A 24,262-nucleotide genomic window follows, 5' to 3' on the forward strand; every position below is an offset into this window, starting at 1 on the left:
GCGTCACGCCGCCGCGTCGTCGATCGCCACCAGCAGATCGTCGATCCGCACCATCAGCTCGCGCACCTGACGCAGCGTCGAATACTGGTGCAGCACGGAGCGCCATTGCGGCACGCCGATCAGCGCTTCCCAGATCACGCCGAGCATGCGCGGATCGGCGTCGCCGGTCCGCAGCAGCGTACTCGCATAGTCGAGGCTCGCCTGCGCGCACAGCAGCTGCATGCGGCTGGCCGCGCCGAGCAGGCGCGGCGTCACCTCCGCGCGCTCGTCGCAGCAGTACATCACTTCGCGCGGCAGCGTCGCTTCGTCGGTCGTCAGCGCACCGAGCGACGCGCCCGTTACACGTACCGCGCCCTGTCGCGTGTCGAACGAATACACGGTGTACGCATCGGCCTGGGCGAGCAGCCGCAACCCGCGCTGCAGTCTCGGCAGATCGGTGGTCGCCGCATCCGCGGACGCCTTCGCTTCGACGAGAAAGCACACGTTCCAGACCGGCGCCTGCGCGTCGTCGTTCGCACGTTCGAGCAATACGGCATCCCATTCCGTCTTGGCGCGATCGTGCGGACCGGGTATCGCCGACGGCACGCGCATCGAGGTCACGACGCGATAGCGCGGCGTGCCGTCGTGCGCATCGAGCCGCTGCGCAAGTGCGTCGAGCGCCTGCGCGGCCGCCGCTTCGACGGCCGCACCGCGTTGCCGCGACGTGACGCCTTGTGCCACCGCCAGCGCGCTGCCCGACTGCGGGCCGTGCCGCGCGAGTAGCGCGCGGTAGCGGCGCACGGACGGGTCGGATGCGAGCGCATCGATGCGTTGCAAGCGCGCGAGCGCCGGGCTGTCCGTCAGTTTCGCGAGTTCGCGGCTAAACACGGGATCGCTTGCGGTGTCCGGGTGCGCACGCCACCGTCGCACCGTCGCATCGAACGCGCTCCACGATGCGGAAAACGCCGCGGTATGGAGCTCCGCGAGCGCGTCGCGTTGCCATGCATGGGCACAACGTTCACGCTTCGCCGGATGCGCGAGCGTGTTGACGGTCGAGCGCAGCGCGCGCCGGTCCTGGTCGGCATGCGCGGACAACGCCGCGTAGTCGCGCACGCTGGGCGCGTCGTGACGCAGCACCGCCGCCTGAAACGCCGGGTCGCCCATGTGCGGATCGACCGCATCGCGGATCATGCGCGCGAGCGCGGCGACGAAGCGGTCCTGCAGCGCGGCTTCGGGCGCCGTGTGCGCGGCGAGCGCGAGGCGCGCCTCCTCGATCACGGTCGCGATCACGGTGGCCGCGTTCGTCGACGCGTCCAGCGACGACGAGCGCGCGAGCGGCGGCAGCCGATAGCGGCGCACGACGGTGCGCAGGATGCGATCGAGCAGCGCGGGTAGCGGAATCGGCGGCATGGCGAGGACGCGGAGCGGAAGGGGCACGCCGTCCATGATGCCGGATTGCGTTGCCGGCGTGCGTGGACGGCGGTGCGTTATGCGGTCAGCGTGACCGCGAGGCTGCCGAGTTCGCCGAAGCGGACCGTCAGCGCGTCGCCGAGCGGCACCTCGATCGCGCCCGCATACGAACCGGTCGTCACGATCTGCCCGGCGCGCAGCGGCTCGCCGCGCGACGCGGCGAAGTTGGCGAGCCAGACGAGCGGCTTCAGCGGATCGCCGTCCGGATGGCGGCCGTCGATCGTGCGGTGCAGCTCGCCTTCGAACGCAATCTCGAACGCTTCGAGCGATGCATGCAGCCCGTCGCGCACGACGGGCCCGACGCACAAGCCTTGATTGAACTGCGCATCGGCGAGCAATTCGAGCTTCGTCGCGCGTGCCGGTTCCGCATAGCGGCAGCCGAGCACTTCGAGCACGAGCCGCACTTCGCGGATCGCGTCGCGCACGTCGGCGTCGCCGTACGGCTGCGCGCGCGCCGGCAGGTCGCGATCGAGCACGAAGGCGATCTCCGGCTCGATCCGCACGCTCGGCGTGCTGGTGACGACGCGGTACGGCGCGCCGGCTTCGCGGATCGTCGACGCGAAAATCGGCGCGACGACGACGCGCTCGGGTGGCGGCAGCGCGCACTTCCATCCGCCGATCGCCTCGCCGAGCAGGTCCGCGACGCGGTGCTGGATCGCGAGCGCGGTGTCGACGTCTTCGGGACGGAAAGCATCGGGCAGCAGCGGGCCGGGCGCGCCGGCATGGCGGGCGGCGACGAGATGCTGGGCGGCGCCGTCCACGCGTTCGATAGTCGTTGTCATGTCGGTTGAGCGTAGTGAAAGGAAGCCGGCAAACGAGCCGGACGAAACGAATCATGCCGATGATAACGTTTTCGATGCGCGGGCTGCAGGGCGCGGACGCGACCGGCGCGTCGCTTTGACGCACGCAGCGGCGCGAGCTCGATTGACCGCGCGCAACGTCGGGTGCCGCCGATCCGCGGATGATGGTCGCATGGCCTCACGAACCTCCGTGCGGCGGCAACCGGAGAGATCCGCATGTACAACACGATCATGGTCGCGTTCGACGGCAGTGCGTCGTCGAAACACGCGCTCGACGAAGCGCTGAAGATTGCGAAAACGAATGGTGCGCAAGTGGCGGTCGTTTATGTCGTCGACAGATCCGCGCTGTTCGCGTACGCGGGCCGCTTCGATCCGCAGGCGCTCGTCGACGAACTGCGCCGCGACGGGATCGACGCACTGCGCGAGGCCGAGCACGCGATCAGGCAAGCATCGGTGAGCGGCGACACCGAACTCGTCGAAACCGACGGCCTCGGCGAGGATGTCGCCGCGCGGCTGCAACGCTATGCGAACGAGCACGACGTCGATCTCGCGGTGGTCGGCACGCACGGGCGGCGCGGGATTCAGCGGATGCTGCTCGGCAGCGTCGCCGAGCGCTTCGTGCGCCGCGCATGCTGTCCGGTGCTGCTGATTCGCGGCGAGCGTGCACCTGCGTCGTCCGATGCGGGCAGCGGCGCGGACGCATGATGAGCGGCCGCCCGTCGAAGATCGTCATCGCGACGCTCGCGGTGTTCGTGACGCTGCTCGGGATGATGGCCGTTGTCGTCGGACTGCTGTTCGACGAGCCGACCGCGCTGCACGGCGGCGCGATCGCGCTGATCGTCGGCGTGTGCGGATTCGTCGTGATGCTGAACGTCGCCGACAAGCGCGACACATGATGCGACGGCAGCACTGTCGCCGACATGCTGCCAACGGCGTACGAATCGATCAGGACATCGACATGGTTCGGCTTCCGGCGAATCGCTCGAGTCAACAATGTCGCGATTCGTATCGAGAAGCGATACGCCCGACGTCGCCGCCACGACGATGAACCGTTACGCGCAGCATGCGGCCGAAACGGCGTCCTTTACTTCGCCGTTGCGGCCTCCTTAAATGATCAAGGTCTGCCGAAAGACCGTAAAAGAACGAGATCCCCATGAGCCATTTCCTGGATAGATTGCGTTACTTCACGACGGCGCGGCCGCGCTTCTCCGACGGCCACGGTGCCGTCACCGACGAGGATCGGCAGTGGGAGGACGGCTATCGGCTGCGCTGGCAGCACGACAAGGTCGTCCGCTCGACACACGGCGTCAACTGCACCGGCTCGTGCTCGTGGAAGGTCTATGTGAAAGGCGGGATCGTCACGTGGGAAACGCAGCAGACCGACTATCCGCGCACGCGCCCCGACATGCCGAATCACGAGCCGCGCGGCTGCTCGCGCGGCGCGTCGTACTCGTGGTACCTGTACAGCGCGAACCGTCTCAAGCATCCGCTCGTGCGCAGCGCGCTCGTGAAGCTGTGGCGCGAGCGGCGCCGCACGATGGCGCCGGTCGAGGCTTGGCGCTCGATCGTCGACGACGACGAAGCGCGCCGCGCGTATCAGAGCCGGCGCGGGCTCGGCGGTTTCGTGCGCGCGAGCTGGGACGAGGTCAACGAGATCGTCGCGGCGGCCAATGTCCACACTGTGGGACGTCACGGCCCCGATCGCGTCGTCGGCTTCTCGCCGATCCCGGCGATGTCGATGGTGTCGTATGCGGCCGGCTCGCGCTATCTGTCGCTGATCGGCGGCGTGTGCCTGAGCTTCTACGACTGGTACTGCGACCTTCCGCCCGCATCGCCGCAAACCTGGGGCGAGCAAACCGACGTGCCCGAATCGGCGGACTGGTACAACTCGACGTTCATCATGATGTGGGGTTCCAACGTCCCGCAGACGCGCACGCCCGACGCGCACTTCCTTGTCGAGGCGCGCTATCGCGGCACCAAGGTCGTGTCGGTGTTCCCCGACTATTCGGAGGGCGCGAAATTCGGCGACCTGTGGCTGCATCCGAAGCAGGGCACCGACGCGGCACTCGCGCTTGCGATGGGCCATGTGATCCTGAAGGAGTTTCATCTCGCGGGCCCGGCGCGCAGCGACTACTTCGTCGACTACTGCAAGCGCTACACCGACATGCCGTGCCTCGTGCGGCTCGTGCCGCACGGCGACGGCTACGTGCCCGAGCGGCTCGTGCGTGCGTCGGACTTCGACGATGCGCTCGACGAGGCCGCGCATCCGGAGTGGAAGACCGTGACGATCGACGATGCGACGGGCGAGTTCGTCGTACCGGTCGGCTCGGTCGGCTTCCGCTGGGCGCAGCGGGACGCCGCGGACGCCGGCAAGTGGAACCTGCGCAGCGAGACGTCGGGCGGCGCGGCGCTGTCGCCGCGGCTGTCGTGCACGACCGAGCACGACGACGTGGTGGACGTACGGTTTCCGTACTTCGGCAATCAGCCGCATGCGCACTTCAACTCGACGCAGCATCGCGCGGAACTGTCGCGCCGGATCGGCGTGCGCCGCATCGCGACGCGCAACGGCGAGATGCTCGTCGCGACCGTGTACGACCTGTTCGTCGCGAACTACGGGCTCGATCAGGGGCTCGGCGGCCGCGACGTGGCCGCGAGCTACGACGACGATCTGCCGTACACGCCCGCGTGGCAGGAAGCGATCACGGGCGTAAAGCGCGCCGACGTGATCGCGGTCGCGCGGCAGTTCGCGGAAAACGCGCACAAGACGCAGGGCAAGTCGATGGTGATCATCGGCGCGGGAATCAACCACTGGTTCCATATGGACATGTCGTACCGCGCGATCATCAACATGCTGATCATGTGCGGCTGCATCGGCAAGCCGGGCGGCGGCTGGTCGCATTACGTGGGCCAGGAGAAGCTGCGCCCGCAGACCGGCTGGACCGCGCTCGCGTTCGCGCTCGACTGGCACCGGCCGCCGCGCCACATGAACTCGACCTCGTTCTTCTACGCACACACGGACCAGTGGCGCTACGACCCGATGGACCCTGCCGCGCTGCTGTCGCCGCTCGCGGATCCGTCGCAGTTCCAGGGCGCGCCGATCGACTACAACGTGCGCGCGGAGCGGATGGGCTGGCTGCCGTCGGCGCCGCAGCTCGCGCGCAATCCGCTGCAGGTCGGCGCGCAGCTTGCCGATCCGGCGCAGGCGGGTGCGGAAGTCGCGCAGCAGCTGAAGTCGGGCACGCTGCGCATGGCTTGCGAAGACCCCGATGCGCCGGAAAACCATCCGCGCAACCTGTTCGTCTGGCGCTCGAACCTGCTCGGCTCGTCGGGCAAGGGGCACGAGTATTTCCTCAAGCATCTGCTCGGCACGACGCACGGCGTGCAGGGCGAAGATCTCGGCGCGACGGGCGGCCGGCGTCCCGACGAAGTGACGTGGCGCGACGACGCGCCGCGCGGCAAGCTCGATCTGCTCGTGACGCTCGACTTCCGGATGTCGACGACCTGCATGTATTCGGACGTCGTGCTGCCGACCGCGACGTGGTACGAGAAGGACGACATGAACACGTCCGACATGCATCCGTTCATCCATCCGCTGTCGGCGGCCGTCGATCCCGCGTGGGAAGCGAAGAGCGACTGGGAGATCTTCAAGGGCATCGCGAAGCGCTTCTCCGAACTCTGCGACGGCCATCTCGGCGTCGAGCGCGACGTCGTGCTGGCACCGATCGCGCACGACACGCCGGCCGAGCTCGCGCAGCCGTTCGACGTGCGCGACTGGAAGCGCGGCGAATGCGAGCCGGTGCCGGGCCGCACGATGCCGTCGGTGGCCGTCGTCGAGCGCGACTATCCGAACACGTACGCGCGCTTCACGTCGCTCGGCCCGCTGATGGACACGCTCGGCAACGCGGGCAAGGGAATCGGCTGGGACACGAAGGACGAAGTCAAACTGCTCGGCGAGCTGAACTATCGCGTCGAGGCGGGCGCGGCGCAGGGCCGCCCGCGCATCGACACCGCGCTCGACGCGGCCGAGGTGATTCTCGCGCTCGCGCCCGAGACGAACGGCGAAGTCGCGGTGAAGGCCTGGCGTGCGCTGTCGCGCACGACGGGCATCGATCATACGCATCTGGCCGCCGCGCGTGCGGACGAGAAGATCCGCTTCCGCGACATCCAGGCGCAGCCGCGCAAGATCATCTCGTCGCCGACGTGGAGCGGGATCGAGTCGGAACACGTGTCGTACAACGCGGGCTACGTCAACGTGCACGAGCTCGTGCCGTGGCGCACGCTGACGGGCCGCCAGCAGCTCTATCAGGATCATCCGTGGATGCGCGCGTTCGGCGAGTCGCTCTGCGTGTACAAGCCGCCGATCGACACGGGCAGCTACGCGCACATGCTGGGCAAGCGCTCGAACGGCAACCCGGAACGCGTGCTCAACTTTCTGACGCCGCACCAGAAGTGGGGCATCCACAGCACCTACACGGACAACCTGCTGATGCTGACGCTGTCGCGCGGCGGGCCGATCGTCTGGATGTCGGAGGACGACGCGAAGGCGATCGGCGTGGCCGACAACGACTGGATCGAGTGCTACAACGCGAACGGCGCGCTGTGTGCGCGCGCGGTGGTGAGCCAGCGGATTCCGGCCGGGATGGTGATGATGTATCACGCGCAGGAAAAGATCGTGAACACGCCGGGCTCCGAAATCACCGGCACGCGCGGCGGCATCCATAACTCGGTCACGCGCATCGCGCTGAAGCCGACGCACATGATCGGCGGCTATGCGCAGTTGTCGTACGGCTTCAACTACTACGGAACGGTCGGCTCGAACCGCGACGAGTTCCTGATCGTGCGCAAGATGAACAGGATCGACTGGCTCGACGGAGAAGAACACGCGGGCCACCCGACAACGCAGGCCGTACGCGAAGGAGAAGCATCATGAAGGTACGCGCACAGATCGCGATGGTGCTGAATCTCGACAAATGCATCGGCTGCCACACGTGCTCGGTGACCTGCAAGAACGTCTGGACGAGCCGCGAAGGCATGGAATACGCGTGGTTCAACAATGTCGAGACGAAGCCGGGCATCGGCTATCCGAAGGACTGGGAGAACCAGGACCGCTGGCGCGGCGGCTGGCAGCGCCGGGCGGACGGCAAGATCGAGCCGCGTCTGGGCAGCAAGTGGCGGCTGCTCGCGCAGATTTTTGCGAACCCGCATCTGCCCGAAATCGACGACTACTACGAACCGTTCACGTTCGACTATGCGCATCTGCAGGAAGCCGGCGACACGAAGGCGATGCCCGTTGCACGGCCGCGTTCGCTCGTGAGCGGCCAGCGGCTCGAGAAGATCGAGTGGGGGCCGAACTGGGAAGAAATCCTCGGCGGCGAGTTCGAGAAGCGCGCGCAGGATTACAACTTCGAGGACGTGCAAAAGGAGATCTACGGGCAGTTCGAGAACACGTTCATGATGTACCTGCCGCGCTTGTGCGAGCACTGCCTGAATCCGGCGTGCGTCGCGTCGTGCCCGTCGGGCTCGATCTACAAGCGCGAGGAGGACGGCATCGTGCTGATCGACCAGGACAAGTGCCGCGGCTGGCGCATGTGCGTGTCGGGATGCCCGTACAAGAAGATCTACTACAACTGGCAAAGCGGCAAGGCCGAGAAGTGCATCTTCTGCTATCCGCGTATCGAGGCCGGGCAGCCGACCGTCTGCTCGGAAACCTGTGTCGGCCGCATCCGCTATCTCGGCGTGCTGCTGTACGACGCCGACCGCATCGGCGAAGCGGCGAGCGTCGAGAACGACAAGGATCTGTACGAAGCGCAGCTGTCGCTGTTCCTCGATCCCGACGATCCGGCCGTGATCGCGCAGGCCGAGCGCGACGGCGTGCTGGCCGCCTGGCTCGAGGCCGCACGCCGCTCGCCGACCTACAAGATGGCGATCGACTGGAAGATCGCGTTCCCGCTGCATCCCGAATACCGGACGCTGCCGATGATCTGGTATGTGCCGCCGCTGTCGCCGATCAACGCGGCCGCGAACAGCGGCACGCTCGGGATGAACGGCTATCTGCCCGACGTCGAATCGCTGCGCATTCCGCTGCGTTATCTCGCGAACCTGCTGACCGCCGGCGACGAAGCGCCGGTGAAGCTCGCGCTCGAACGGCTGCTCGCGATGCGCGCGTTCATGCGCGCGCGGCACGTGGACGGCATCGAGGCGCGCGGCGTGCTCGACCAGGTCGGGCTGTCGGTCGCGCAGGTCGACGAGATGTACCGCTATCTCGCCATCGCGAACTACGAGGATCGCTTCGTGATCCCGACCACGCATCGCGAATATGCGGAGAACGCGTACGACCTGCGCGCGTCGTGCGGCTTCTCGTTCGGCAACGGTTGTTCGGACGGCCGTTCGTCCGCGAGCCTGTTCAGCGCGAAGAAGGAGAAGGGCACGAAGACGATTCCGATTCGCGAGGTGTCGCGATGAGCCGCGCACCCGATCCGACCTACGCGGCATTCGCGGCGCTGCTCGACTATCCGGACGACGCGCTCGTCGACGTGCTCGATTCCATCGAGGCACATCTGCGCGACGGCCCGCGCACGCGCTGGCCCAAAGCGGTGCGCATGGGCCTCGAGCGGTTCTTCGCGTATCTGCGCGAACGCGATCTGCTGACGCTGCAGGAGAACTACGTCGCGCTGTTCGACCGCGGCCGCGCGACCTCGCTGCATCTGTTCGAGCACGTGCACGGCGAATCGCGCGATCGCGGCCAGGCGATGGTCGATCTGCTGCAGATGTACGAGCGGCACGGCCTGTATCTGAAGCCCGGCGAACTGCCGGACTATCTGCCGGTGTTCCTCGAATATCTGTCGCGGCTGCCGGCGCTCGACGCGCGCGATCTGCTCGGCGAGACCGGTGACATCCTGCGCGCGCTCGCGGCGCAGCTCGCGCAGCGCCGCAGTCATTACAGCTTCGTCGTCGGCGCGCTGCTGCCGATGGCCGGGCTCGCACCGGCCGATGCGCCGACGTCGGCGGACGACGACGCGGCGGCCGAGCATCCCGACTATCGCGCGCTCGATGCCGCGTATGCAGACGAAGCCGTGCGTTTCGTCGGCGCGGCGACGCCGGCGGAGCAAACCGTGCAATTCCACGACCGGCGGCCCGCGCGTCGCGCGTGAGTGCCGCGTCTTACTGGGGAAAGCGATGAACGATTACCTGCATACGTTCCTGTTCGGGATCTACCCGTATCTCTGTCTCGCGGTGCTGCTGCTCGGCAGCCTGATCCGTTTCGACCGCGAGCAGTACACGTGGAAAAGCGACTCGTCGCAGCTGCTGCGGCACGGCGCGCTGCGGCTCGGCAGCAACCTGTTTCACTGGGGCGTGCTCGTCGTCGTGATCGGGCACTTCGCGGGGTTTCTCGCGCCGCACTGGCTTGTGTCGCCGTTTCTGTCGGCGTCGGGCCACCAGCTCGTCGCGATGGTGGCGGGAGGCGCGGCCGGCCTCGTGTCGATCGTCGGGCTGACGATCCTGATCTGGCGGCGGCTCGGCGACGTGCGGATCCGTCGCAGCAGCCGGCAGTCCGACGTCGCGATCGTGCTGATGCTGTGGCTGCAGCTCGCGCTTGGGCTCGGCACCGTCGTGCTGTCGACGCGCCACATGGACGGCGCGATGTTCGAGCAACTGACCGACTACGTGAAAGGCGTCGTGACGTTTCGGCCGGACGTCGCGAGCCTCCTCGTCGGCGTGCCGCTCACGTACCGGCTGCATATCCTGCTCGGCTTCACGATCTTCCTCGTCTCGCCGTTCACGCGGATGGTCCATATCTGGAGCGGCATCGCGTCGGTCGCTTATCTGGTCCGCCCGTATCAGCTCGTGCGCAAGCGCTGAGGAGATCGCATGAACGACGTTCTCTCCGAAGCCGCGACGGCGCCGCTCGTCGTCAACGGCATCGCGATCGGCGACGACGCGATCGCGGCCGAAGCCGAGCATCACGGCGATGCGCGCGACGCGCTCGATGCGGCGCGGCATGCGCTCGCCGTGCGCGAATTGCTGCGCCAGCGTGCGGTGTCGCTCGCATTGCTCGACGAAGGCGCGCCGCTCGACGACGCGGCGCTCGACGCGCTGCTCGCGCGCGAGCTGACGCACGTGCCGGAACCCGACCGCGCCGATTGCGAGCGCTATTACGCGCAGCATCCGGCGCGCTTCCGGCGCAACGACATCGTCTATGCGAGTCACGTGCTGTTCGCGGTGACCGGCCGCGTGCCGCTCGCGCCGCTGCGGCAGCGCGCCGAGCGTGCGCTCGCCGACGTGGTGGCCGCGCCCGATACGTTCGATGCGGTGGCGCGTGCGTCGTCGAACTGTCCGTCGGCGCAGCTCGGCGGCAGCCTCGGTCAATTGCTGCGCGGCGATACCGTGCCCGAGTTCGAAGCCGCGCTGTTCGATACCGACGGCCTCGGCGTGCTGCCGAAACTCGTCAACACGCGCTTCGGCTTTCATATCGTGCGGATCGACCGCCGCGTACCGGGCGACACGGTGCCGTTCGACGCAGTCGCCGCGCAGATTGCCGCGCATTTGACCGCGCGCGTGCGCCAGCGCGCAATGCGGCAATACGTGGCGATTCTCGCGGGCGGCGCGCACATCGAAGGCGTGCGCTTCGACGGCGCAAACGGGCCGCTCGTCCAATGACACGGGATTTTTCTGATATGGCAATTCGACAACAACAGCGTCCGGTGCCGCCCGCGGGCGCGCCGGCGATTCCGCTGCGCGCATGGTCGGTGCTGGCCGGCAGCACGCTGGCGTTCATCGTGTGTTTCGTCGTGTGGATGATGTTCGGCGTGCTCGGCGTGCAGCTGCGCACGGAGCTCGGGCTGAACAGCACGGAATTCGGCCTGCTGACGTCGACGCCGGTGCTGACCGGCGCGCTGATGCGGCTGCCGCTCGGCACGTGGACCGACCGCTTCGGCGGCCGGATCGTGATGACGGCGCTGCTCGTCGTGTGTGCGCTGCCGGTCTATCTCGTGAGCTACGCGAATGCGCTGTGGCAGTTTCTCGTGATCGGCTTGTTTCTCGGCTGCGTGGGCGCATCGTTCGCGGTCGGCACGCCGTATGTCGCGCGTTTCTTTCCGCCCGAGCGGCGCGGGCTCGCGATGGGCGTGTTCGGCGCAGGCACCTGCGGCGCGGCCGTGAACCTGTTCGTCACGCCGCTGCTGCTGTCCGCATACGGCTGGCGCACGGTGCCGCGCGTCTACGCGGTCGCGCTGCTCGTCACGGCCGTGATCTTCTGGCTGATGTCCGCGCGCGATCCGGGCGCGGGCAAGGCGGCCGGATCGTGGGTCGATTCGTTCAAGGTGCTGCGCGATCCGCGCGTGTGGCGGCTCTGCCAGTACTACTCGATCACGTTCGGCGGCTTTACCGCGCTGTCGCTGTGGATTCCGCAGTACTTGAAGGCCGAATACGGGATGTCGCTCGTGATGGCGTCCGCGTTCGCGGCCGGCTTCTCGCTGCCGGGCTCGGTGCTGCGCGCGCTCGGCGGCGCGCTCGCCGACCGCTTCGGCGCGCATGCCGTCACCTGGTGGGGGCTGTGGGTCGCGTGGATCTGCCTCTTCCTGCTGTCGTATCCGGCTACCGACTTCGTGATTCATACGATCGACGGCACGGCGGCGATCAACGTGTCGATGCCGGTCGCCGGCTTCGTCGCGCTGACGTTCGTGCTCGGCGCGGTGTTCGCGCTCGGGATGGCGTCGACCTTCAAGTACGTCGCCGACGACTTCCCGGACAACATGGGCGTCGTGACCGGCATCGTCGGGCTGGCGGGCGGGCTCGGCGGGTTTCTGCTGCCGATCCTGTTCGGGCTGCTGCTCGATCTGCTGCGCGTGCGCACGACCTGCTTCATGCTGCTGTACGGCGTCGTGTGGGTGTCGCTGATCCTGATCTATCTGTCCGAAGTGCGGCGCACGCCGGTCACGGGCTGAGGCGGTCGCCGCCTACGACGACGCGCTGCCGGCAGCGCACGGCAGCGCGCGCCGGATCGCGGGCGGCGCCGTGCGGCAAGCGTTTTCTGCCGCGCGCAGTTCTGTCAAACTGGCGCCCATGAAACCGCGCGTCACGCTCCTGTCTTCCTCCGATCCTGTCCCTGTGCCCGCAGGGTTTCCCGATGCCGATGAACTCGCCGCGCTGCGCGCGTGGTATGCGGGGATGCCCGTGCGCGATGCGGTCGAGCGCTATCTGCCCGACCGCCTCGGCAACGGCCGCTCGGCGCGCGGCGTGATCGGCGGCATTCGCCGACGGCTCGTGCGCATCGCGCGCGAGGTCGGCCGCCCCGATCTCGCGACGTGTCTTGCGCATCCCGACGGTGAGCGTTTACGGGAAGCGAAGGCCGCAACCGACGCGATCGGCGTGCTGCGGCATGCGCGCGCGCCGGTGCCGCAGATCGGCGACGCGATCGATGCGTGGCTGCCCGCGCGCGCGGTCGCCGCGCTGCGCGCGCACGGGATCGCGACGCTTGCCGATCTGACCGTGCGGATTCCGCGCCGGCGTCAGTGGTGGAAGGCGATCGCGGGCCTCGGCCTTGCCGGTGCGCGGCGCATCGAGGCGTTCTTCGCCGCGCATCCGGCGCTGACCGAGCGTGCGCGCGCGCTGATTGCCGCGACGCCGCGCGGCACGATCGTCCCGTGGGAGCAGTTGAAGCTGCCGCACGAAGTCGACGGATCGGCCGGCACGTTCCGCGCACCGCGCGCGACCTGCACGCTCGACGCCGACAACGATTACGCGGCCGTGCATGCGTGGCTGTCGCTGCACGAGTCGGCCGCGACGCGGCGCGCATACCGGAAGGAAGCGGAGCGGCTGATCCTGTGGGCAATCGTCGAGCGCGGCCGTGCGCTGTCGTCGCTGACGACCGAAGACGCGCTCGCGTATCGCACGTTCCTGCGGCGGCCGACGCCGCACGAGCGCTGGATCGGGCCCGTGCGGCCACGCGGCGCGCCGGACTGGCGGCCGTTTTCCGGCGCGCTGTCGGCGCGCTCGGCCGCGTATGCGCTCTCGGTGCTCGGCGCGATGTTCCGCTGGCTGATCGAGCAGCGCTACGTGCTCGCGAATCCGTTCGCCGGCGTGAAGGTGCGCGACACGCGCGGCGCGAGCGCGCTCGATACGTCGCACGCGTTTACCGAAGGCGAATGGCTGCTGGTGCGGACGATCGCCGACGGACTCGAGTTCCGCAAGACCGACGTGCCGGCCGCCGCATGGACGCCGGCGGCCGCGCAGCGGCTGCGCTTCATCCTTGATTTCGGCTATGCGACCGGGCTGCGCGCGAGCGAACTGGTCGGCGCGACGCTCGGCGACATCGACACCGACGCGCACGGCGACGCGTGGCTGAAAGTCGTCGGTAAAGGCAGCAAGGCGGCGCGCGTCGCGTTGCCGCCGCTCGCGCGGACGGCGCTCGATCGCTATCTGGTCGCACGCCGATTACCGGTCACGCCGGTTCGCTGGCGGCCCGACACGCCGCTGATTCCGCGGCTCACCGAGGACGGCGCGGCGCCGATCACGAGCGTGCGGCTGTGGAAGGTGATGCAGCGCTTCTTCGTGCAGACGGCCGATCTCATCGAAGCGGACAATCCGGCGCTCGCACAGAAGCTGCGGCAGGCGAGCCCGCACTGGATGCGCCACACGCATGCGACGCATGCGCTCGCGCGCGGCGCGGAACTGACGACCGTGCGCGACAACCTGCGCCACGCGTCGATCTCGACGACGTCGATCTATCTGCACGGCGACGACGTAAAGCGTGCGCGGCAGATGGCCAGTGCGTTCGCGGCGGACAAGTGAGCGTCGGGCGCGCCCGTTTTTCGGGCGGCGGCGTGCAGCGCGGGGGACGCTCGATGGGGGCGGGCGACGCGGCGGCTCGTCGGCGCTCGGCCGATGCCGCGGTGAAACGCCGTCTCGACGATCCGGACCCGGTACCTTGCCCATTTTATGGGCGCGCCGTGCAAACCCAGGCGGGACAAGGGAGAGCGCCGGTTTTCCACATGGTTGTCCAGTGAAACTGTGGATAGCACGACGGCGTGCGGCGCCCGCCCGATCGCCGATCCTTGCGTGCGATGAAACTCGCGCGGGCGCATCGCTGTCGATCCGGGCGTATGCTGTCCGTTTGATGCGCAGCCCTGTCGCGCAACCTGCTGGAGCACATGAATGGAGCTATCCGAACGCCTGCGCCCGGTGCGGTTCGCCGGGCTTGCCGCGCGCGCGCTCGTCGCGCTCTGCTGTATCGCCTCGAGCGCCCTGTCGTTCGGCGCCGACGGCGCCGCCGCGCTGCTCGAGCGCTATCGCAGCCTCGGCGATCAACTGAAGAACAACCCGTTCCACCGCCCGCTGTACCTTGAATCCTCGGAAGCGGCATCGACGCTGAAGGGCGACATCTACGCGGTGGTCGACTATCCGTTCCAGGTCGTCAACGGCAAGCTCAACGATCCTGCGCAGGGCCCGGCGAACTGGTGTGCGGTGCTGATCCTGCATCTGAACACGAAGTATTGCCATGCGTCGTCCGGCGGCAGCGGCGCGGTGCTCGACGTGAATATCGGACGCAAGACCGAGCAGAAACTGTCGGACACGTACCGGCTGCAGTTTCGCTATCGCGTCGCGGCCGCGACACCCGATTATTTCCAGGTCGACCTGACTGCCGACAGCGGGCCGATGAGCACGAAGGATTACCGGATCGCGCTGGAAGCGGTGCCGCTCGGCGAGTCGCGCACGTTTTTGCATCTGACGTATTCGTACGGCTTCGGCACGGTCGGCCGGCTCGCGATGAAGACGTACCTGTCGACGATCGGCAGCGACAAGGTCGGCTTCACGACCGTCGCCGATGCGTCGGGCGGCAAGCCGCACTATGTCGGCGGCGTGCGCGGGCTGCTCGAGCGCAACACGATGCGCTACTACCTCGCGATCGACGCGTATCTCGCGACGCTGGACAAGCCGCTCGACCAGCGTCTCGTGCGCTGGTTCGACGCGACCGAGCAGTATCCGCGGCAACTGCACGAGGTCGATCGCAGCGACTATCTGCAGATGAAGGCGCAGGAAGTGCAGCGGCAGCAGACGGCGCGGTAGCGGGCAACCGCGCGCCGCGCCGCGCATGCCCTGCACGCGGGTTCGACGCACGACACGCAGCGCGCGGCGCCGCGAACGGCGCGCGACCGTCAGCGCGGCCGCAGCCGCTCGACCATCTCCTCAATCACGATGTGCCGGATCGCGCGCAGCAGATGCATCTCGCCGCCGAGCGTCGCGGTCAACTCAGGGCGCGCATCGCGCATCGCATCGTTCTCGCGCGCGACTTCGGCGAGCAGCGCGTCCGCGTGCGCCGGAATCTGCGCGACGAGCGTGTCGAGATGGCGCTGCGCGGTCGCACGCGTGAGGCCCAGCGCTGCGCCGGCCCGTTCGAGCACGTCGCGCGTGAAATCCGCATAGCGCTGCACGCCCGCGACCGGCCGTGTGAATTCCGTCAGATCGGGCCAGCGGCCGCGCGCGCTGTATGCGGCGGTTTCGTAGACGCTGTCGCACAGCAGATCGTAGTGCGGTGCGAGTGTGAGCCCGCTGTCGCCGACGATGAAGCTGAGATTCTTCAGATGCGAATCGCCGTTGCCGACGATCACGCAGAACACGAGCCAGCGAAAGATCCGCAGCCGCACCGGCGCCGGCGCGCGGCACGCGTTCGCGAGTGCGGCCAGCGCGTCGAGCGACCAGCCCGTGTACTTCATCGTCGCGGGCAGGTTCAGCACCTGGCAGCCGTCGATCGCGTGGCGCCGTTCGACGCCCGCGTCGGTGTCGACGCGATCGAAACGACGGATCACGTAGACCGGCGCAGGCACGTAGCGGCGCTCGACGTCGGGCACGTCGAGGCCGACGCGGCGCGCGAGCGTCATCACGAACCATTCGTTGACGACCGAATGCGGATAGTCGTGCGCGTGCGGATGATTGGGCTTCAGGATATGCGTCGAGACGGCCTGCCCGCTCGGCTCGAACAGACGGCCGTCGCGCAGCACGACCGGCAGCTTGTGCTGCGCGCCGGCGAGCGACATCTTCTTCGGCGCGTCGTGCGTGAGCGGCACGGCAGGTAGCGCGCGGATGCGCGCGTCGAGCGCGGCCGCGTCGAGCGGGCGCAGCGTCGTGTCGTCGTCCGCCGCGTCGTCGGGCAGGCGCAGCGTGACCGAGCCGGCCGATTCGCGCCCGTAATGCTCGAGCAGTGCGAACGCATCGCCGATGTCGGGCAGCCCCGCGTCGCGCGCAAGCAGCGCACGCACGGCCTCCTCGGGCAGCAGATTGTCGAAGTACCACTGGACGGGACGCGTCGTCGCGCCGTCGCGCAGCATGTCGGCCTGCAGCGGCAGGTGCGGACTCAGTGCGAAGCGCGCCGGATGCGCGAGCCACGACGGCGCGTATTCGAACGCCCACAGGTTGCGGTTTTCGTGCAGCGTGCCGATCGGCTCGGCGCCGATCGCTGCGATCAGCGCGCGTTCAGTCATGCGAGGCCTCGCCGTCGTTCGTGCGCGTGGCGGGCGGCGGCGCTTCGCCGGCCTCGGCGAGCACGCGGTGCGCGATGTCGAGCGCGCGCGACGCGCCGGCGTCGGCGCGCTTGCCCGAGCGTGCGCTGCGCGGCGCGGTGCCGGCCGCGAGCACGAGCCGCGCGGCCGCGAGCACGCGCGCATCCGTCGTGCGTTCGCCCGCACGCCGGTCGGACGCCGGCGCGGCCGCGTCGGCGCGCAGCAGCAGACGCTCGGCCGCGCGCCGCGCGCGGATCTCGGCGCGCTGCGCGGCGCGCGCGGACTGGCGTTCGAGCAGCTCACCGCTGACGTCCGGCAGGTCGACCACGACCTGCACGCCGAGCCCTTGCAGGATCTGGAAGACCTTGCCCCACTGGACGGTGTCCGCGCCGCGCTCGGCCTTCACCATGAACGACTCGCTGACGCCGACGCTGCCGGCCGCGTCGTCCTGGCGCAACTGCTGCGCCTTGCGTGCGGCGCGGATCACGCCGCCGATGTCGGACGCCTGTTCGATCGTGTAACGCATGGAGCACTCCGGTGACGGCCGCGACACGCGCAGCCGTGGCGGACAAAAAACTGTACGAACGAGCAGTATTGCACGTCGACGCCGAAATTCAAGTGAAAACCGTGCGATCGGCAAGTTTTCGACACTCATCGAGGGCTTCGGATGAAAAACCGTGCAATCGAACAGTTTTATCGCCTTGCACGCGCCGAATCCTAAGATGTACAGTTCGGCGCCGATGCATGTCGCGCGAAACTGTACTCTTGTCTGTGTGCCCGATGTGTGTACGCGCGGCCGGCTGTTCTGCTTTTAAGCTTCCATCATCAAGTACACAGTGCCGCCGATCCTGCCGTCCCGGATCCACCGGCATCGATAGACGGAGGTCAGGGTGATGGAAAAGGCAAAACCGGAGTGGTACGCCGCGCTTCGCGGCGGCGCCGCGCACCGCCGCCACGCGCGCGGCGGCGTGGCGGGCATGCGCGCGGCACGGAGCGCGCGATGAAGCTCTACGAAAAGCTCGCGGACGACATCGAGCGCTTGATCCGCCAGGGCGTGTACCGGCACGGCGACCGCATACCGTCGGTGCGTCAGGCAAGCCAGCAGCATCGGATCAGCATCACGACCGTGCTGCATGCGTACCTGCTGCTCGAAAGCCGCGGCTTGCTCGAAAGTCGGCCGCAGTCGGGCTACTTCGTGAACCTGCGCCGCGACGACGCGCATGCGCCGGTGCGCGAACTGCGTGCGTCGAAGCCGATCGCGATCTCGTCGTCGGTCGACGTGAGCCGGCTCGTGCTGTCGACGCTGCGCTCGATCGGCACGGACGACGCGGTGCCGCTCGGCTCGCCGTATCCGGACCCGAGCCTGTTTCCGTTCGAGAAGCTGAACCGCTACGCGTATGCGGCCGGGCGCGACAAGTCGCTGTGGGGCGTGACCGACGGGCTGCCGCCCGGCCATCCGCGGCTGATCCGGCAGATCGCGCGGCGCTACCTCGAAAACGGCATGTCGGTCGATCCGAACGAGATCATCGTGACGGTGGGCGCGACGGAGGCGATCAACCTCTGTCTGCAGGCGGTCGCCAAACCGGGCGACACGATCGCGGTGGAGTCGCCGACGTTCTATGCGATGCTGCACGCGATCGAGCGAATGGGGATGAAGGCGATCGAGGTCGCGACGCATCCGGAATACGGGATCGACATCGCGGCGCTGGCGGCGATCGCGAAGTCGCAGCCGATCGCTGCGTGCATGGTGATGCCGAACTTCCAGAATCCGTTGGGCTTCCAGATGCCGGACGAGCGCAAGCGCGAGCTGGCCGAGTTCGCCACGCGCGCGAACATGCCGCTGATCGAGAACGGCGTGTACAACGAACTGTATTTCGGCGACTCGCATCCGAGCACGCTGAAGTCCTACGATCGCAGCGGCATCGTGCTGCACTGTTCGTCGTTCTCGAAGAGCCTGACGGCCGCGTACCGGATCGGCTGGGCGCTGCCGGGCCGCTATCGCGATCAGGTCGAGAAGCTGAAGTTTCTGAACACGCTCGCGACACCGTCGCTGCCGCAGCTCGCGATTGCGGAGTTTCTCGAACGCGACGGCTACGAGCATCACCTGCGGCGCTTGCGCAAGGCCTATGCGCAGCAGGCGAACCTGATGCGCGCGATGGTGTCGCGCTTCTTTCCGGAAGGCACGCGCATCTCGAGCCCGGCCGGCGGCTACGTGCTGTGGATCGAGCTGCCCGCGCAGGTCGACGCGATGCGGCTGTATCAGCTCGCGCTCGACCAAGGGATCACGATCGGGCCCGGCTACATGTTCTCGATCACCGACAACTATCGAAACTTCATCCGGCTGAACTACAGCAGCCCGTGGTCGCCGGAAATCGAGCAGGCCGTGATTACGGTCGGCAAGCTGGCCGCCGGTTGCGTGCGCTGACCGACGCGCGGCGCGAGCCGCTCAGCGCAGCGACCACACGCCCCAGATCGCGATCAGCAGGCCGACGCCGAGGCCGCAGCCGAGCAGCAGGTAGGTTTCCATGTCGAATCTCTGAAGTGGCACGATGCCGGCGATGCGGCCGACCTGCGCATCGTACGCTTGCGAGCTTTCAGAACCCATGCGCACGCGCCGCCGAATCGCGCTCGCGTGCGGCAGCGCCGTCGGCTGCCGTCCCCGGCGCGGTCGGTGTCGGCGTGTGCGGTCGCACGCCGGATTCTCAGATCGTCTGCAAGGCAGCGACGAGCACGACCAGCAGCACGGTGCGGCGAAACCGCGTCGGCGACATGCGGTCGCGCAGCGGCCGCACGGCCCACATGCCGGCGATCGCAGGCAGGCTCGCGGCGGCCGAGATCGCGAGGTCCGCGGCGAGCGCGCGTGCGGCGCCGCTGATCGTCGCGATCGGCGTGACGTCAGCCGCCCGTCACGGGCGGAAAGAACGCGACCTCGCTGTCGTCGCGGACGACGAAGTCGCCCGTCACCATCTCGAGATTCACGGCGGCCCGCACGGGCCGGTCCATCCGCAGTGCGTCGGCGCTGCGTGCATCGCGCGCGGCGAGCGTGCCGCGCAGCGCGTCGACCGTGAGTTCGCTTGCATCGATGTCGACGGTTTCCTCGTCGACCTGCAGCTGTTCGCGAATGCTCGCGAAGTACTTGATCGTCAGTTTCATGTCGTTCAGCCCCAGCGACGCATCGCCTGATCGTCGAGCGCCTTCGCTTCGACCCAGCCCGACGCGCCGTCCTGACGGATCTCCTTCTTCCAGAACGGCGCGTGCGTCTTCAGGAAGTCCATCAGGAATTCGCATGCGTCGAACGCGGCCGCGCGATGGGCGGCGGCGACGACGACGAGCACGACCGGATGGCCGAGCGGAATGCGTCCGACGCGATGCACGATCCTGACCGTCTCGAGCTGCCAGCGAGCGGTCGCTTCCTCGACGATGCTCCAGAGCGCCTGCTCGGTCATCGTCGGATAGTGTTCGACTTCGAGCGCGACGACGTCGTCGATGTCGCCTTCGTTGCGCACGACGCCGAGAAAATTCACGACCGCACCGACGTGCGGATTACGCACGATCGGCGCAAGCTCGACACCCGCATCGATCGGCTGATACTGCACGCGCACTTCGAAACCGGCGGCGATCGCCGGCAGCGGCGCGCCGTGCGGCACGGCCGTTTCTTGCGGATGTTCGCCGCGCAGCGGATCGTCGGGCGGCTCGGCGTGGGGTTCGGTGAAGATCGTCATGACGGTTCTCCAGGAGGCGATCGGCCGGCATCGCGCGGCGGCGTGTCAGCCGCCGACGAGCGACATGCGCACGGTCGGATAGGGATGGCGCGGCGTGCGGGCGGCGCGCGCGGCGCGTTGCTCGGATGCGCGGTCGCCGCGCTGGGTCCAGCGCGCGCGAACGGCGGCGACGAGGCCGTCGAGCGGCGTCGCATCGTCGAGCCACGGCCGCAGATCGGTGCCTTGCGTCGCGAACAGGCACGTGTAGAGCGTCCCGTCGGCCGATACGCGCGCACGCGAACACGTGCCGCAAAACGGATGCGACACGCTCGCGATGAAGCCGACTTCGCCGCCGCCGTCGACATGACGGCAGCGGATCGCGGTCGCGTCGTGCGCGGGCCCGCCGACGGTGACGAGCGGATACTCGGCGTCGATCAGCTCGCGCATCCGCGCTGCCGTCACGACCTTGTCGTGCGACCACCCATAGGCGCCGCCGACGTCCATGTATTCGATGAAGCGCACGCTCACGCCCGTATGACGGAAGTGGCGCACGAGCGGCAGCATCTGATCGTCGTTCGCGCCGCGCTCGATCACCGCATTGACCTTCACGGGCGCGAGGCCCGCGGCCTGCGCGGCTTCGATGCCGGCCAGCACGCGCGACACGGGTACGTCGGCATCGCTCATCCGGCGAAACACCGCGTCGTCGAGCGCGTCGAGGCTGACGGTCACGCGCGCGAGCCCGGCGTCGCGCAGCGTGCGCGCTTTCGCGGCGAGCAGCGCACCGTTCGTCGTCAGCGCGAGCTCGACCGGACGGCCGTGGACGGTCGTCAATGCGGCGAGCCGTTCGATCAGCGTTTCGAGGTGGCGGCGCAGCAGCGGCTCGCCGCCGGTGATCCGAATCTTTTCGACGCCGAGCGACACGAACGCGCGCGCAATCCGTTCGAGCTGCGCGAACGACAGCCGGTCGGCCGGCGGCATGAACGCATAGTCCGAGCCGAAGATCTCGCGCGGCATGCAGTAGCCGCAACGGAAGTTGCATCGATCGATGACGGACAGCCGCAGATCGCGCAACGGGCGGTCGAGCGCGTCGACCGTGCGGAGGAGGGCGTCGGACGCTGCGTCGCCGGACACGGCGGCGCCGGCCGGCGCGGCGGAAGCGATGGCGTTCACGATCGGTTCGTCGGCCTGCATCGGGTAAGCGGGGCGGCGTCGCGGTGCGGTCGCGTGCGGATGCACGGGCCGCGGCGAGCCTCCTCGTGAGGATAGTGCGTGCGCGTGGGCCGGCAGAGGCACAATCGCACGCGAAATGCAGGGATACAGTTCGCGTCGGCGGACGCTGCGCGCAGCCTGGTCATGCGAGCCAGCGCGCGAAGTCGTAATACGGTACGGCGTCGCCGCGCGCGATCCGTTCGCCGGCCGGCACGCGCGCGAGACCGCTCGCATGCGCGAGCGAGTTCAGCGTGCCCGCGCCCTGCTGCCGCAGCGCATCGAGCAGCGGCAGCCCGTTCGGCGCGACGTCGCAGCGCACGCGGATGAAGCGCTCGCGTTGCGGATCGGGTTCGACGTCGATGTCGAGCGGCAGCGACGGCACGACCGGCAGCCGCTCGGCACGCCCCTGCAGCCGACGGATCAGCGGCGCGACGAACAGCGCGAACGCGGTCGTCGCGGCGCCCGGATTGCCGGGCAGCAGCACGACCGGCCGCGCATCGAGTCGCGCGAGCGCGACCGGCTTGCCGGGCTTCATCCGCACGCCCGACACGACGAACGACGCGCCGAGCGCGTTCAGCGTGCCGCGCAGCAGATCCTTGTCGCCGACCGATGCACCGCCGACGCACACGACGAGCTCGCAGCGTGCATGCAGGTCGCGCAACGCGCGCTCGACGGCGTCCGCGGTGTCCTGCGCATGCAGGTTCGCGACGACGGCCGCGCCGGTGCCCGCGACCAGCGCAGCGAGCATCGGCGCATTGCTGTTGTAGATCTGTTGCGGCGCACGCGGCGCGCCGCACGCGACGAGTTCGTCGCCCGTCGTCAGAATGCCGACCCGCAGCGGCGGCCGCACGCCGAGCGTCGACACGCCTTGCGCGGCCGCGACGCCGACGTGCATCGCGCCGAGCCGGACGCCGGCCGGAATCAGCAGATCGCCCGCGCGCAGTTCCTCGGCGCGCCGCCGGATATGCGTGCCGGCGCGCGGCGGGGCGTCGAACGTCACGCGGCCGTCGCGCTCGTGCGCGTGCTCCTGCATCACGACCGTGTCGGCGCCGGCCGGAATCGGCGCGCCCGTGAAGATCCGCGCGGCCGTACGCGGTGCGAGCGGCGCAGGCGCATCGCCCGCATAGCAGCGCTGCGCGACGCGCAGCGGCTCGGCGCCGGCCAGATCGGCGGCGCGCACGGCGTAGCCGTCCATCGCGCTCTGGTCGACGGGCGGCTGATCGAGCGAGGCGAACAGCGGCGCGGCCAGGATGCGGCCGACCGCATCGGCGAGCGGCACGGTCACGGCCGCATCGAGCGGCGCGAACGCGGTCGCGAAATACTGCTGGGCGGTATGGAAATCGAGCAAGGGTTTCAACGCGACAGGGTGGAAAGGGTGGCGGCCGGCGACACGTATTCGACGAAGCCGTCGTTGCGGCAGAAGCCGAGGAGCCGGATGCCGGCTTCGCGCGCGACGTCGATCGCGAGCGAGGTCGGCGCGGAGATCGTCGCGAGCATCGGTATCCCGACGCGCGCGGCCTTGCGCACGAGCTCGTAGCTCGCACGGCTCGACAGGAACACGAAACCTGCGCCGAAGTCCGCGCGGCGGCGTGCGAGACAGCCGATCAGCTTGTCGAGCGCGTTGTGACGGCCGACGTCCTCGAACACGTCGAGCACGTTGCCGTCGCGGTCGCACCACGCGGCCGCGTGGATGCCGCCCGTCTCATGCATCAACGTCTGCCGCGCCGGCAGCGTGCGCGCGGCGCGCGCGACGGCGTCCGCTGCGATGTCGGTCGCGCTGCCGGCGGCCGCGATGCGCGGCGGACGCAGATCGAGCTGCGCGATGCTTTCGATGCCGCACACGCCGCAGCCGGTGCGGCCGGCGAGGGCGCGGCGGTGTGCCTTCAGCGCCATGAATGCCTGCTGCGACACGGTCAGCTGCACTTCGGCGCTGCCGGTCCGGTACACGGTGTCGATGTCGAATACGTCCGACGCGCGCTCGACGATGCCTTCGCTGAGCGCGAAGCCGACGCCGAACGCGTCGAGATCGATCGGCGTCGCCATCATCACGGTATGCGAGATGCCGTTGAACACGAGTGCAACGGGGCATTCGTCGACGACGCGATCGACGACGCGCTGCGACGCGCCGGCACGGTGACGCGTCACATGACAGCCGATGCTGCCGGCCGGCGCTTCGTCGCGAACGCAGGATTCCATACGGGTTTCTCCAGTCGAATCGGCCGGCCTGCCGGCGGCGTCCCGCGCGCTGCGCCGGACGACGGCGACGGGCCTGCCGCGGCGCCGCGCCGCGTCGCGCAGCCGTGCCGGGCGGGCTTGGGAAACGATCTTAAGGGCGTTCGGCGCGGCCGCGTGTGCACAGCGCCGCGGCACGGAAAGCAGTACAGCTGGCGCCCGTTTGCACGCGCAACCGGTTTTCCGTGTACACATCTTCGGCGACGCGGCGAGCACAGTTTCGATGCGCGCGAGAGCGATTGCGCGTATCGTTCGAAACGCGCTATCGTCATTCACGCTTCGATGCCGTGCGACGTGGTCCAGCTGCGCTCGTACATGCAATCGAGCCGTCGCGCGATTTCCTGTTTCGGGCGCACGTCCTCACAACCACGAGCAC

Annotated in this window: 21 protein-coding genes; 11 read left to right on the top strand and 10 right to left on the bottom strand. The window is 68.7% G+C overall.

Going from position 1 to position 24,262, the window contains the following annotated elements:
* Positions 1 to 3: 3 nt before the first annotated feature.
* The gene (locus BCR55_RS27365; RefSeq protein ID WP_065496909.1) at positions 4 to 1,389 is read right to left on the bottom strand and encodes a 3-deoxy-D-arabino-heptulosonate 7-phosphate synthase; all 1,386 of its coding nucleotides are present in this window, start codon (positions 1,387 to 1,389) and stop codon (positions 4 to 6) included.
* 77 nt (positions 1,390 to 1,466) lie between these two features.
* Positions 1,467 to 2,231: a 2-keto-4-pentenoate hydratase gene (locus BCR55_RS27370; RefSeq protein ID WP_035488418.1), complete on the bottom strand. Its 765-nt coding sequence runs from the start codon at positions 2,229 to 2,231 to the stop codon at positions 1,467 to 1,469.
* A 234-nt stretch (positions 2,232 to 2,465) separates the two neighbouring features.
* Between BCR55_RS27370 and BCR55_RS27375 the strand changes: the two genes are divergently transcribed.
* From BCR55_RS27375 to BCR55_RS27420, 10 genes are all read left to right on the top strand, one after another.
* Complete coding sequence (locus BCR55_RS27375) at positions 2,466 to 2,954, top strand: universal stress protein (RefSeq protein ID WP_065496911.1); 489 nt, start codon at positions 2,466 to 2,468, stop codon at positions 2,952 to 2,954.
* Complete coding sequence (locus tag BCR55_RS27380; protein WP_065497191.1) at positions 2,954 to 3,145, top strand: DUF2964 family protein; 192 nt, start codon at positions 2,954 to 2,956, stop codon at positions 3,143 to 3,145. The genes BCR55_RS27375 and BCR55_RS27380 overlap by 1 nt, the downstream gene beginning before the upstream one ends.
* A gap of 257 nt (positions 3,146 to 3,402) precedes the next feature.
* Entirely contained in the window at positions 3,403 to 7,179 is a 3,777-nt protein-coding gene (locus BCR55_RS27385; RefSeq protein WP_065496914.1) for a nitrate reductase subunit alpha, read from the top strand.
* Complete coding sequence (gene narH / locus BCR55_RS27390) at positions 7,176 to 8,711, top strand: nitrate reductase subunit beta (protein ID WP_065496916.1); 1,536 nt, start codon at positions 7,176 to 7,178, stop codon at positions 8,709 to 8,711. Before BCR55_RS27385 ends, narH begins: the two co-directional genes overlap by 4 nt.
* Positions 8,708 to 9,400, top strand: a complete 693-nt coding sequence (gene narJ / locus BCR55_RS27395; RefSeq protein WP_065496917.1) for a nitrate reductase molybdenum cofactor assembly chaperone — start codon at positions 8,708 to 8,710, stop codon at positions 9,398 to 9,400. Before narH ends, narJ begins: the two co-directional genes overlap by 4 nt.
* 25 nt (positions 9,401 to 9,425) lie before the next feature.
* A complete protein-coding gene (gene narI / locus BCR55_RS27400; protein WP_006407349.1) occupies positions 9,426 to 10,109 on the top strand; it encodes a respiratory nitrate reductase subunit gamma in 684 nt (227 codons plus the stop codon).
* A gap of 9 nt (positions 10,110 to 10,118) precedes the next feature.
* On the top strand, positions 10,119 to 10,907 hold the full coding sequence (locus BCR55_RS27405) for a peptidylprolyl isomerase (RefSeq protein WP_065496919.1): 789 nt from the start codon (positions 10,119 to 10,121) through the stop codon (positions 10,905 to 10,907).
* Positions 10,908 to 10,924: 17 nt separating this feature from the next.
* Positions 10,925 to 12,193, top strand: a complete 1,269-nt coding sequence (locus tag BCR55_RS27410; RefSeq protein WP_059940580.1) for a nitrate/nitrite transporter — start codon at positions 10,925 to 10,927, stop codon at positions 12,191 to 12,193.
* Positions 12,194 to 12,311: 118 nt separating this feature from the next.
* The gene (locus BCR55_RS27415; RefSeq protein WP_053298942.1) at positions 12,312 to 14,039 is read left to right on the top strand and encodes a site-specific integrase; all 1,728 of its coding nucleotides are present in this window, start codon (positions 12,312 to 12,314) and stop codon (positions 14,037 to 14,039) included.
* A 363-nt stretch (positions 14,040 to 14,402) separates the two neighbouring features.
* Complete coding sequence (locus BCR55_RS27420) at positions 14,403 to 15,314, top strand: hypothetical protein (RefSeq protein WP_065496921.1); 912 nt, start codon at positions 14,403 to 14,405, stop codon at positions 15,312 to 15,314.
* Between the two features lie 89 nt (positions 15,315 to 15,403).
* Here BCR55_RS27420 and BCR55_RS27425 read toward each other — a convergent pair whose 3' ends face one another.
* Both BCR55_RS27425 and BCR55_RS27430 read right to left on the bottom strand, forming a co-directional pair.
* Positions 15,404 to 16,726 carry a HipA domain-containing protein gene (locus tag BCR55_RS27425; protein WP_065496924.1) on the bottom strand — a complete coding sequence of 441 codons (1,323 nt, stop codon included), beginning with the start codon at positions 16,724 to 16,726 and terminating at the stop codon, positions 15,404 to 15,406.
* Positions 16,719 to 17,270, bottom strand: a complete 552-nt coding sequence (locus BCR55_RS27430) for a helix-turn-helix domain-containing protein (RefSeq protein WP_065496925.1) — start codon at positions 17,268 to 17,270, stop codon at positions 16,719 to 16,721. The genes BCR55_RS27425 and BCR55_RS27430 overlap by 8 nt, the downstream gene beginning before the upstream one ends.
* Positions 17,271 to 17,744: 474 nt before the next feature.
* On the opposite strand from BCR55_RS27430, the gene BCR55_RS27435 reads away from it, so the two are divergent.
* A complete protein-coding gene (locus BCR55_RS27435; RefSeq protein ID WP_065496927.1) occupies positions 17,745 to 19,169 on the top strand; it encodes a PLP-dependent aminotransferase family protein in 1,425 nt (474 codons plus the stop codon).
* A gap of 21 nt (positions 19,170 to 19,190) precedes the next feature.
* On the opposite strand, the gene BCR55_RS33210 is transcribed toward BCR55_RS27435, so the two are convergent.
* From BCR55_RS33210 to fdhD, 6 genes are all read right to left on the bottom strand, one after another.
* The gene (locus BCR55_RS33210) at positions 19,191 to 19,349 is read right to left on the bottom strand and encodes a hypothetical protein (protein WP_006407359.1); all 159 of its coding nucleotides are present in this window, start codon (positions 19,347 to 19,349) and stop codon (positions 19,191 to 19,193) included.
* Positions 19,350 to 19,639: 290 nt separating this feature from the next.
* Positions 19,640 to 19,897 (bottom strand): molybdopterin converting factor subunit 1, encoded by a 258-nt coding sequence (moaD, locus tag BCR55_RS27440; RefSeq protein WP_006398844.1) that lies wholly within the window; start codon positions 19,895 to 19,897, stop codon positions 19,640 to 19,642.
* A 5-nt stretch (positions 19,898 to 19,902) separates the two neighbouring features.
* Positions 19,903 to 20,466 carry a molybdenum cofactor biosynthesis protein MoaE gene (locus BCR55_RS27445; protein WP_065496929.1) on the bottom strand — a complete coding sequence of 188 codons (564 nt, stop codon included), beginning with the start codon at positions 20,464 to 20,466 and terminating at the stop codon, positions 19,903 to 19,905.
* A 45-nt stretch (positions 20,467 to 20,511) separates the two neighbouring features.
* Positions 20,512 to 21,636 (bottom strand): GTP 3',8-cyclase MoaA, encoded by a 1,125-nt coding sequence (moaA, locus tag BCR55_RS27450; protein ID WP_065496931.1) that lies wholly within the window; start codon positions 21,634 to 21,636, stop codon positions 20,512 to 20,514.
* Between the two features lie 160 nt (positions 21,637 to 21,796).
* Positions 21,797 to 23,011 (bottom strand): gephyrin-like molybdotransferase Glp, encoded by a 1,215-nt coding sequence (gene glp, locus BCR55_RS27455; RefSeq protein WP_065496933.1) that lies wholly within the window; start codon positions 23,009 to 23,011, stop codon positions 21,797 to 21,799.
* Complete coding sequence (gene fdhD / locus BCR55_RS27460; RefSeq protein ID WP_065496937.1) at positions 23,008 to 23,850, bottom strand: formate dehydrogenase accessory sulfurtransferase FdhD; 843 nt, start codon at positions 23,848 to 23,850, stop codon at positions 23,008 to 23,010. Before fdhD ends, glp begins: the two co-directional genes overlap by 4 nt.
* Positions 23,851 to 24,262: the final 412 nt, after the last annotated feature.

The organism is Burkholderia sp. CCA53 (assembly GCF_001685525.1).
Classification (GTDB): Bacteria; Pseudomonadota; Gammaproteobacteria; order Burkholderiales; family Burkholderiaceae; genus Burkholderia; species Burkholderia multivorans.

Bases quoted from the DNA above. Each gene is read 5' to 3' on its own strand.
- BCR55_RS27415 (WP_053298942.1), top strand. From the start codon at position 12,312: ATGAAACCGCGCGTCACGCTCCTGTCTTCCTCCGATCCTGTCCCTGTG.
- BCR55_RS27405 (WP_065496919.1), top strand. From the start codon at position 10,119: ATGAACGACGTTCTCTCCGAAGCCGCGACGGCGCCGCTCGTCGTCAAC.
- BCR55_RS27430 (WP_065496925.1), bottom strand. From the start codon at position 17,270: ATGCGTTACACGATCGAACAGGCGTCCGACATCGGCGGCGTGATCCGC.
- narJ (WP_065496917.1), top strand. From the start codon at position 8,708: ATGAGCCGCGCACCCGATCCGACCTACGCGGCATTCGCGGCGCTGCTC.
- moaA (WP_065496931.1), bottom strand. From the start codon at position 21,636: ATGCAGGCCGACGAACCGATCGTGAACGCCATCGCTTCCGCCGCGCCG.
- BCR55_RS27375 (WP_065496911.1), top strand. From the start codon at position 2,466: ATGTACAACACGATCATGGTCGCGTTCGACGGCAGTGCGTCGTCGAAA.
- narH (WP_065496916.1), top strand. From the start codon at position 7,176: ATGAAGGTACGCGCACAGATCGCGATGGTGCTGAATCTCGACAAATGC.
- BCR55_RS27380 (WP_065497191.1), top strand. From the start codon at position 2,954: ATGAGCGGCCGCCCGTCGAAGATCGTCATCGCGACGCTCGCGGTGTTC.
- moaD (WP_006398844.1), bottom strand. From the start codon at position 19,897: ATGAAACTGACGATCAAGTACTTCGCGAGCATTCGCGAACAGCTGCAG.
- BCR55_RS27410 (WP_059940580.1), top strand. From the start codon at position 10,925: ATGGCAATTCGACAACAACAGCGTCCGGTGCCGCCCGCGGGCGCGCCG.
- BCR55_RS27370 (WP_035488418.1), bottom strand. From the start codon at position 2,231: ATGACAACGACTATCGAACGCGTGGACGGCGCCGCCCAGCATCTCGTC.
- fdhD (WP_065496937.1), bottom strand. From the start codon at position 23,850: ATGGAATCCTGCGTTCGCGACGAAGCGCCGGCCGGCAGCATCGGCTGT.
- BCR55_RS27420 (WP_065496921.1), top strand. From the start codon at position 14,403: ATGGAGCTATCCGAACGCCTGCGCCCGGTGCGGTTCGCCGGGCTTGCC.
- BCR55_RS27435 (WP_065496927.1), top strand. From the start codon at position 17,745: ATGAAGCTCTACGAAAAGCTCGCGGACGACATCGAGCGCTTGATCCGC.
- BCR55_RS27365 (WP_065496909.1), bottom strand. From the start codon at position 1,389: ATGCCGCCGATTCCGCTACCCGCGCTGCTCGATCGCATCCTGCGCACC.
- BCR55_RS27445 (WP_065496929.1), bottom strand. From the start codon at position 20,466: ATGACGATCTTCACCGAACCCCACGCCGAGCCGCCCGACGATCCGCTG.
- BCR55_RS27425 (WP_065496924.1), bottom strand. From the start codon at position 16,726: ATGACTGAACGCGCGCTGATCGCAGCGATCGGCGCCGAGCCGATCGGC.
- BCR55_RS33210 (WP_006407359.1), bottom strand. From the start codon at position 19,349: ATGGGTTCTGAAAGCTCGCAAGCGTACGATGCGCAGGTCGGCCGCATC.
- BCR55_RS27385 (WP_065496914.1), top strand. From the start codon at position 3,403: ATGAGCCATTTCCTGGATAGATTGCGTTACTTCACGACGGCGCGGCCG.
- narI (WP_006407349.1), top strand. From the start codon at position 9,426: ATGAACGATTACCTGCATACGTTCCTGTTCGGGATCTACCCGTATCTC.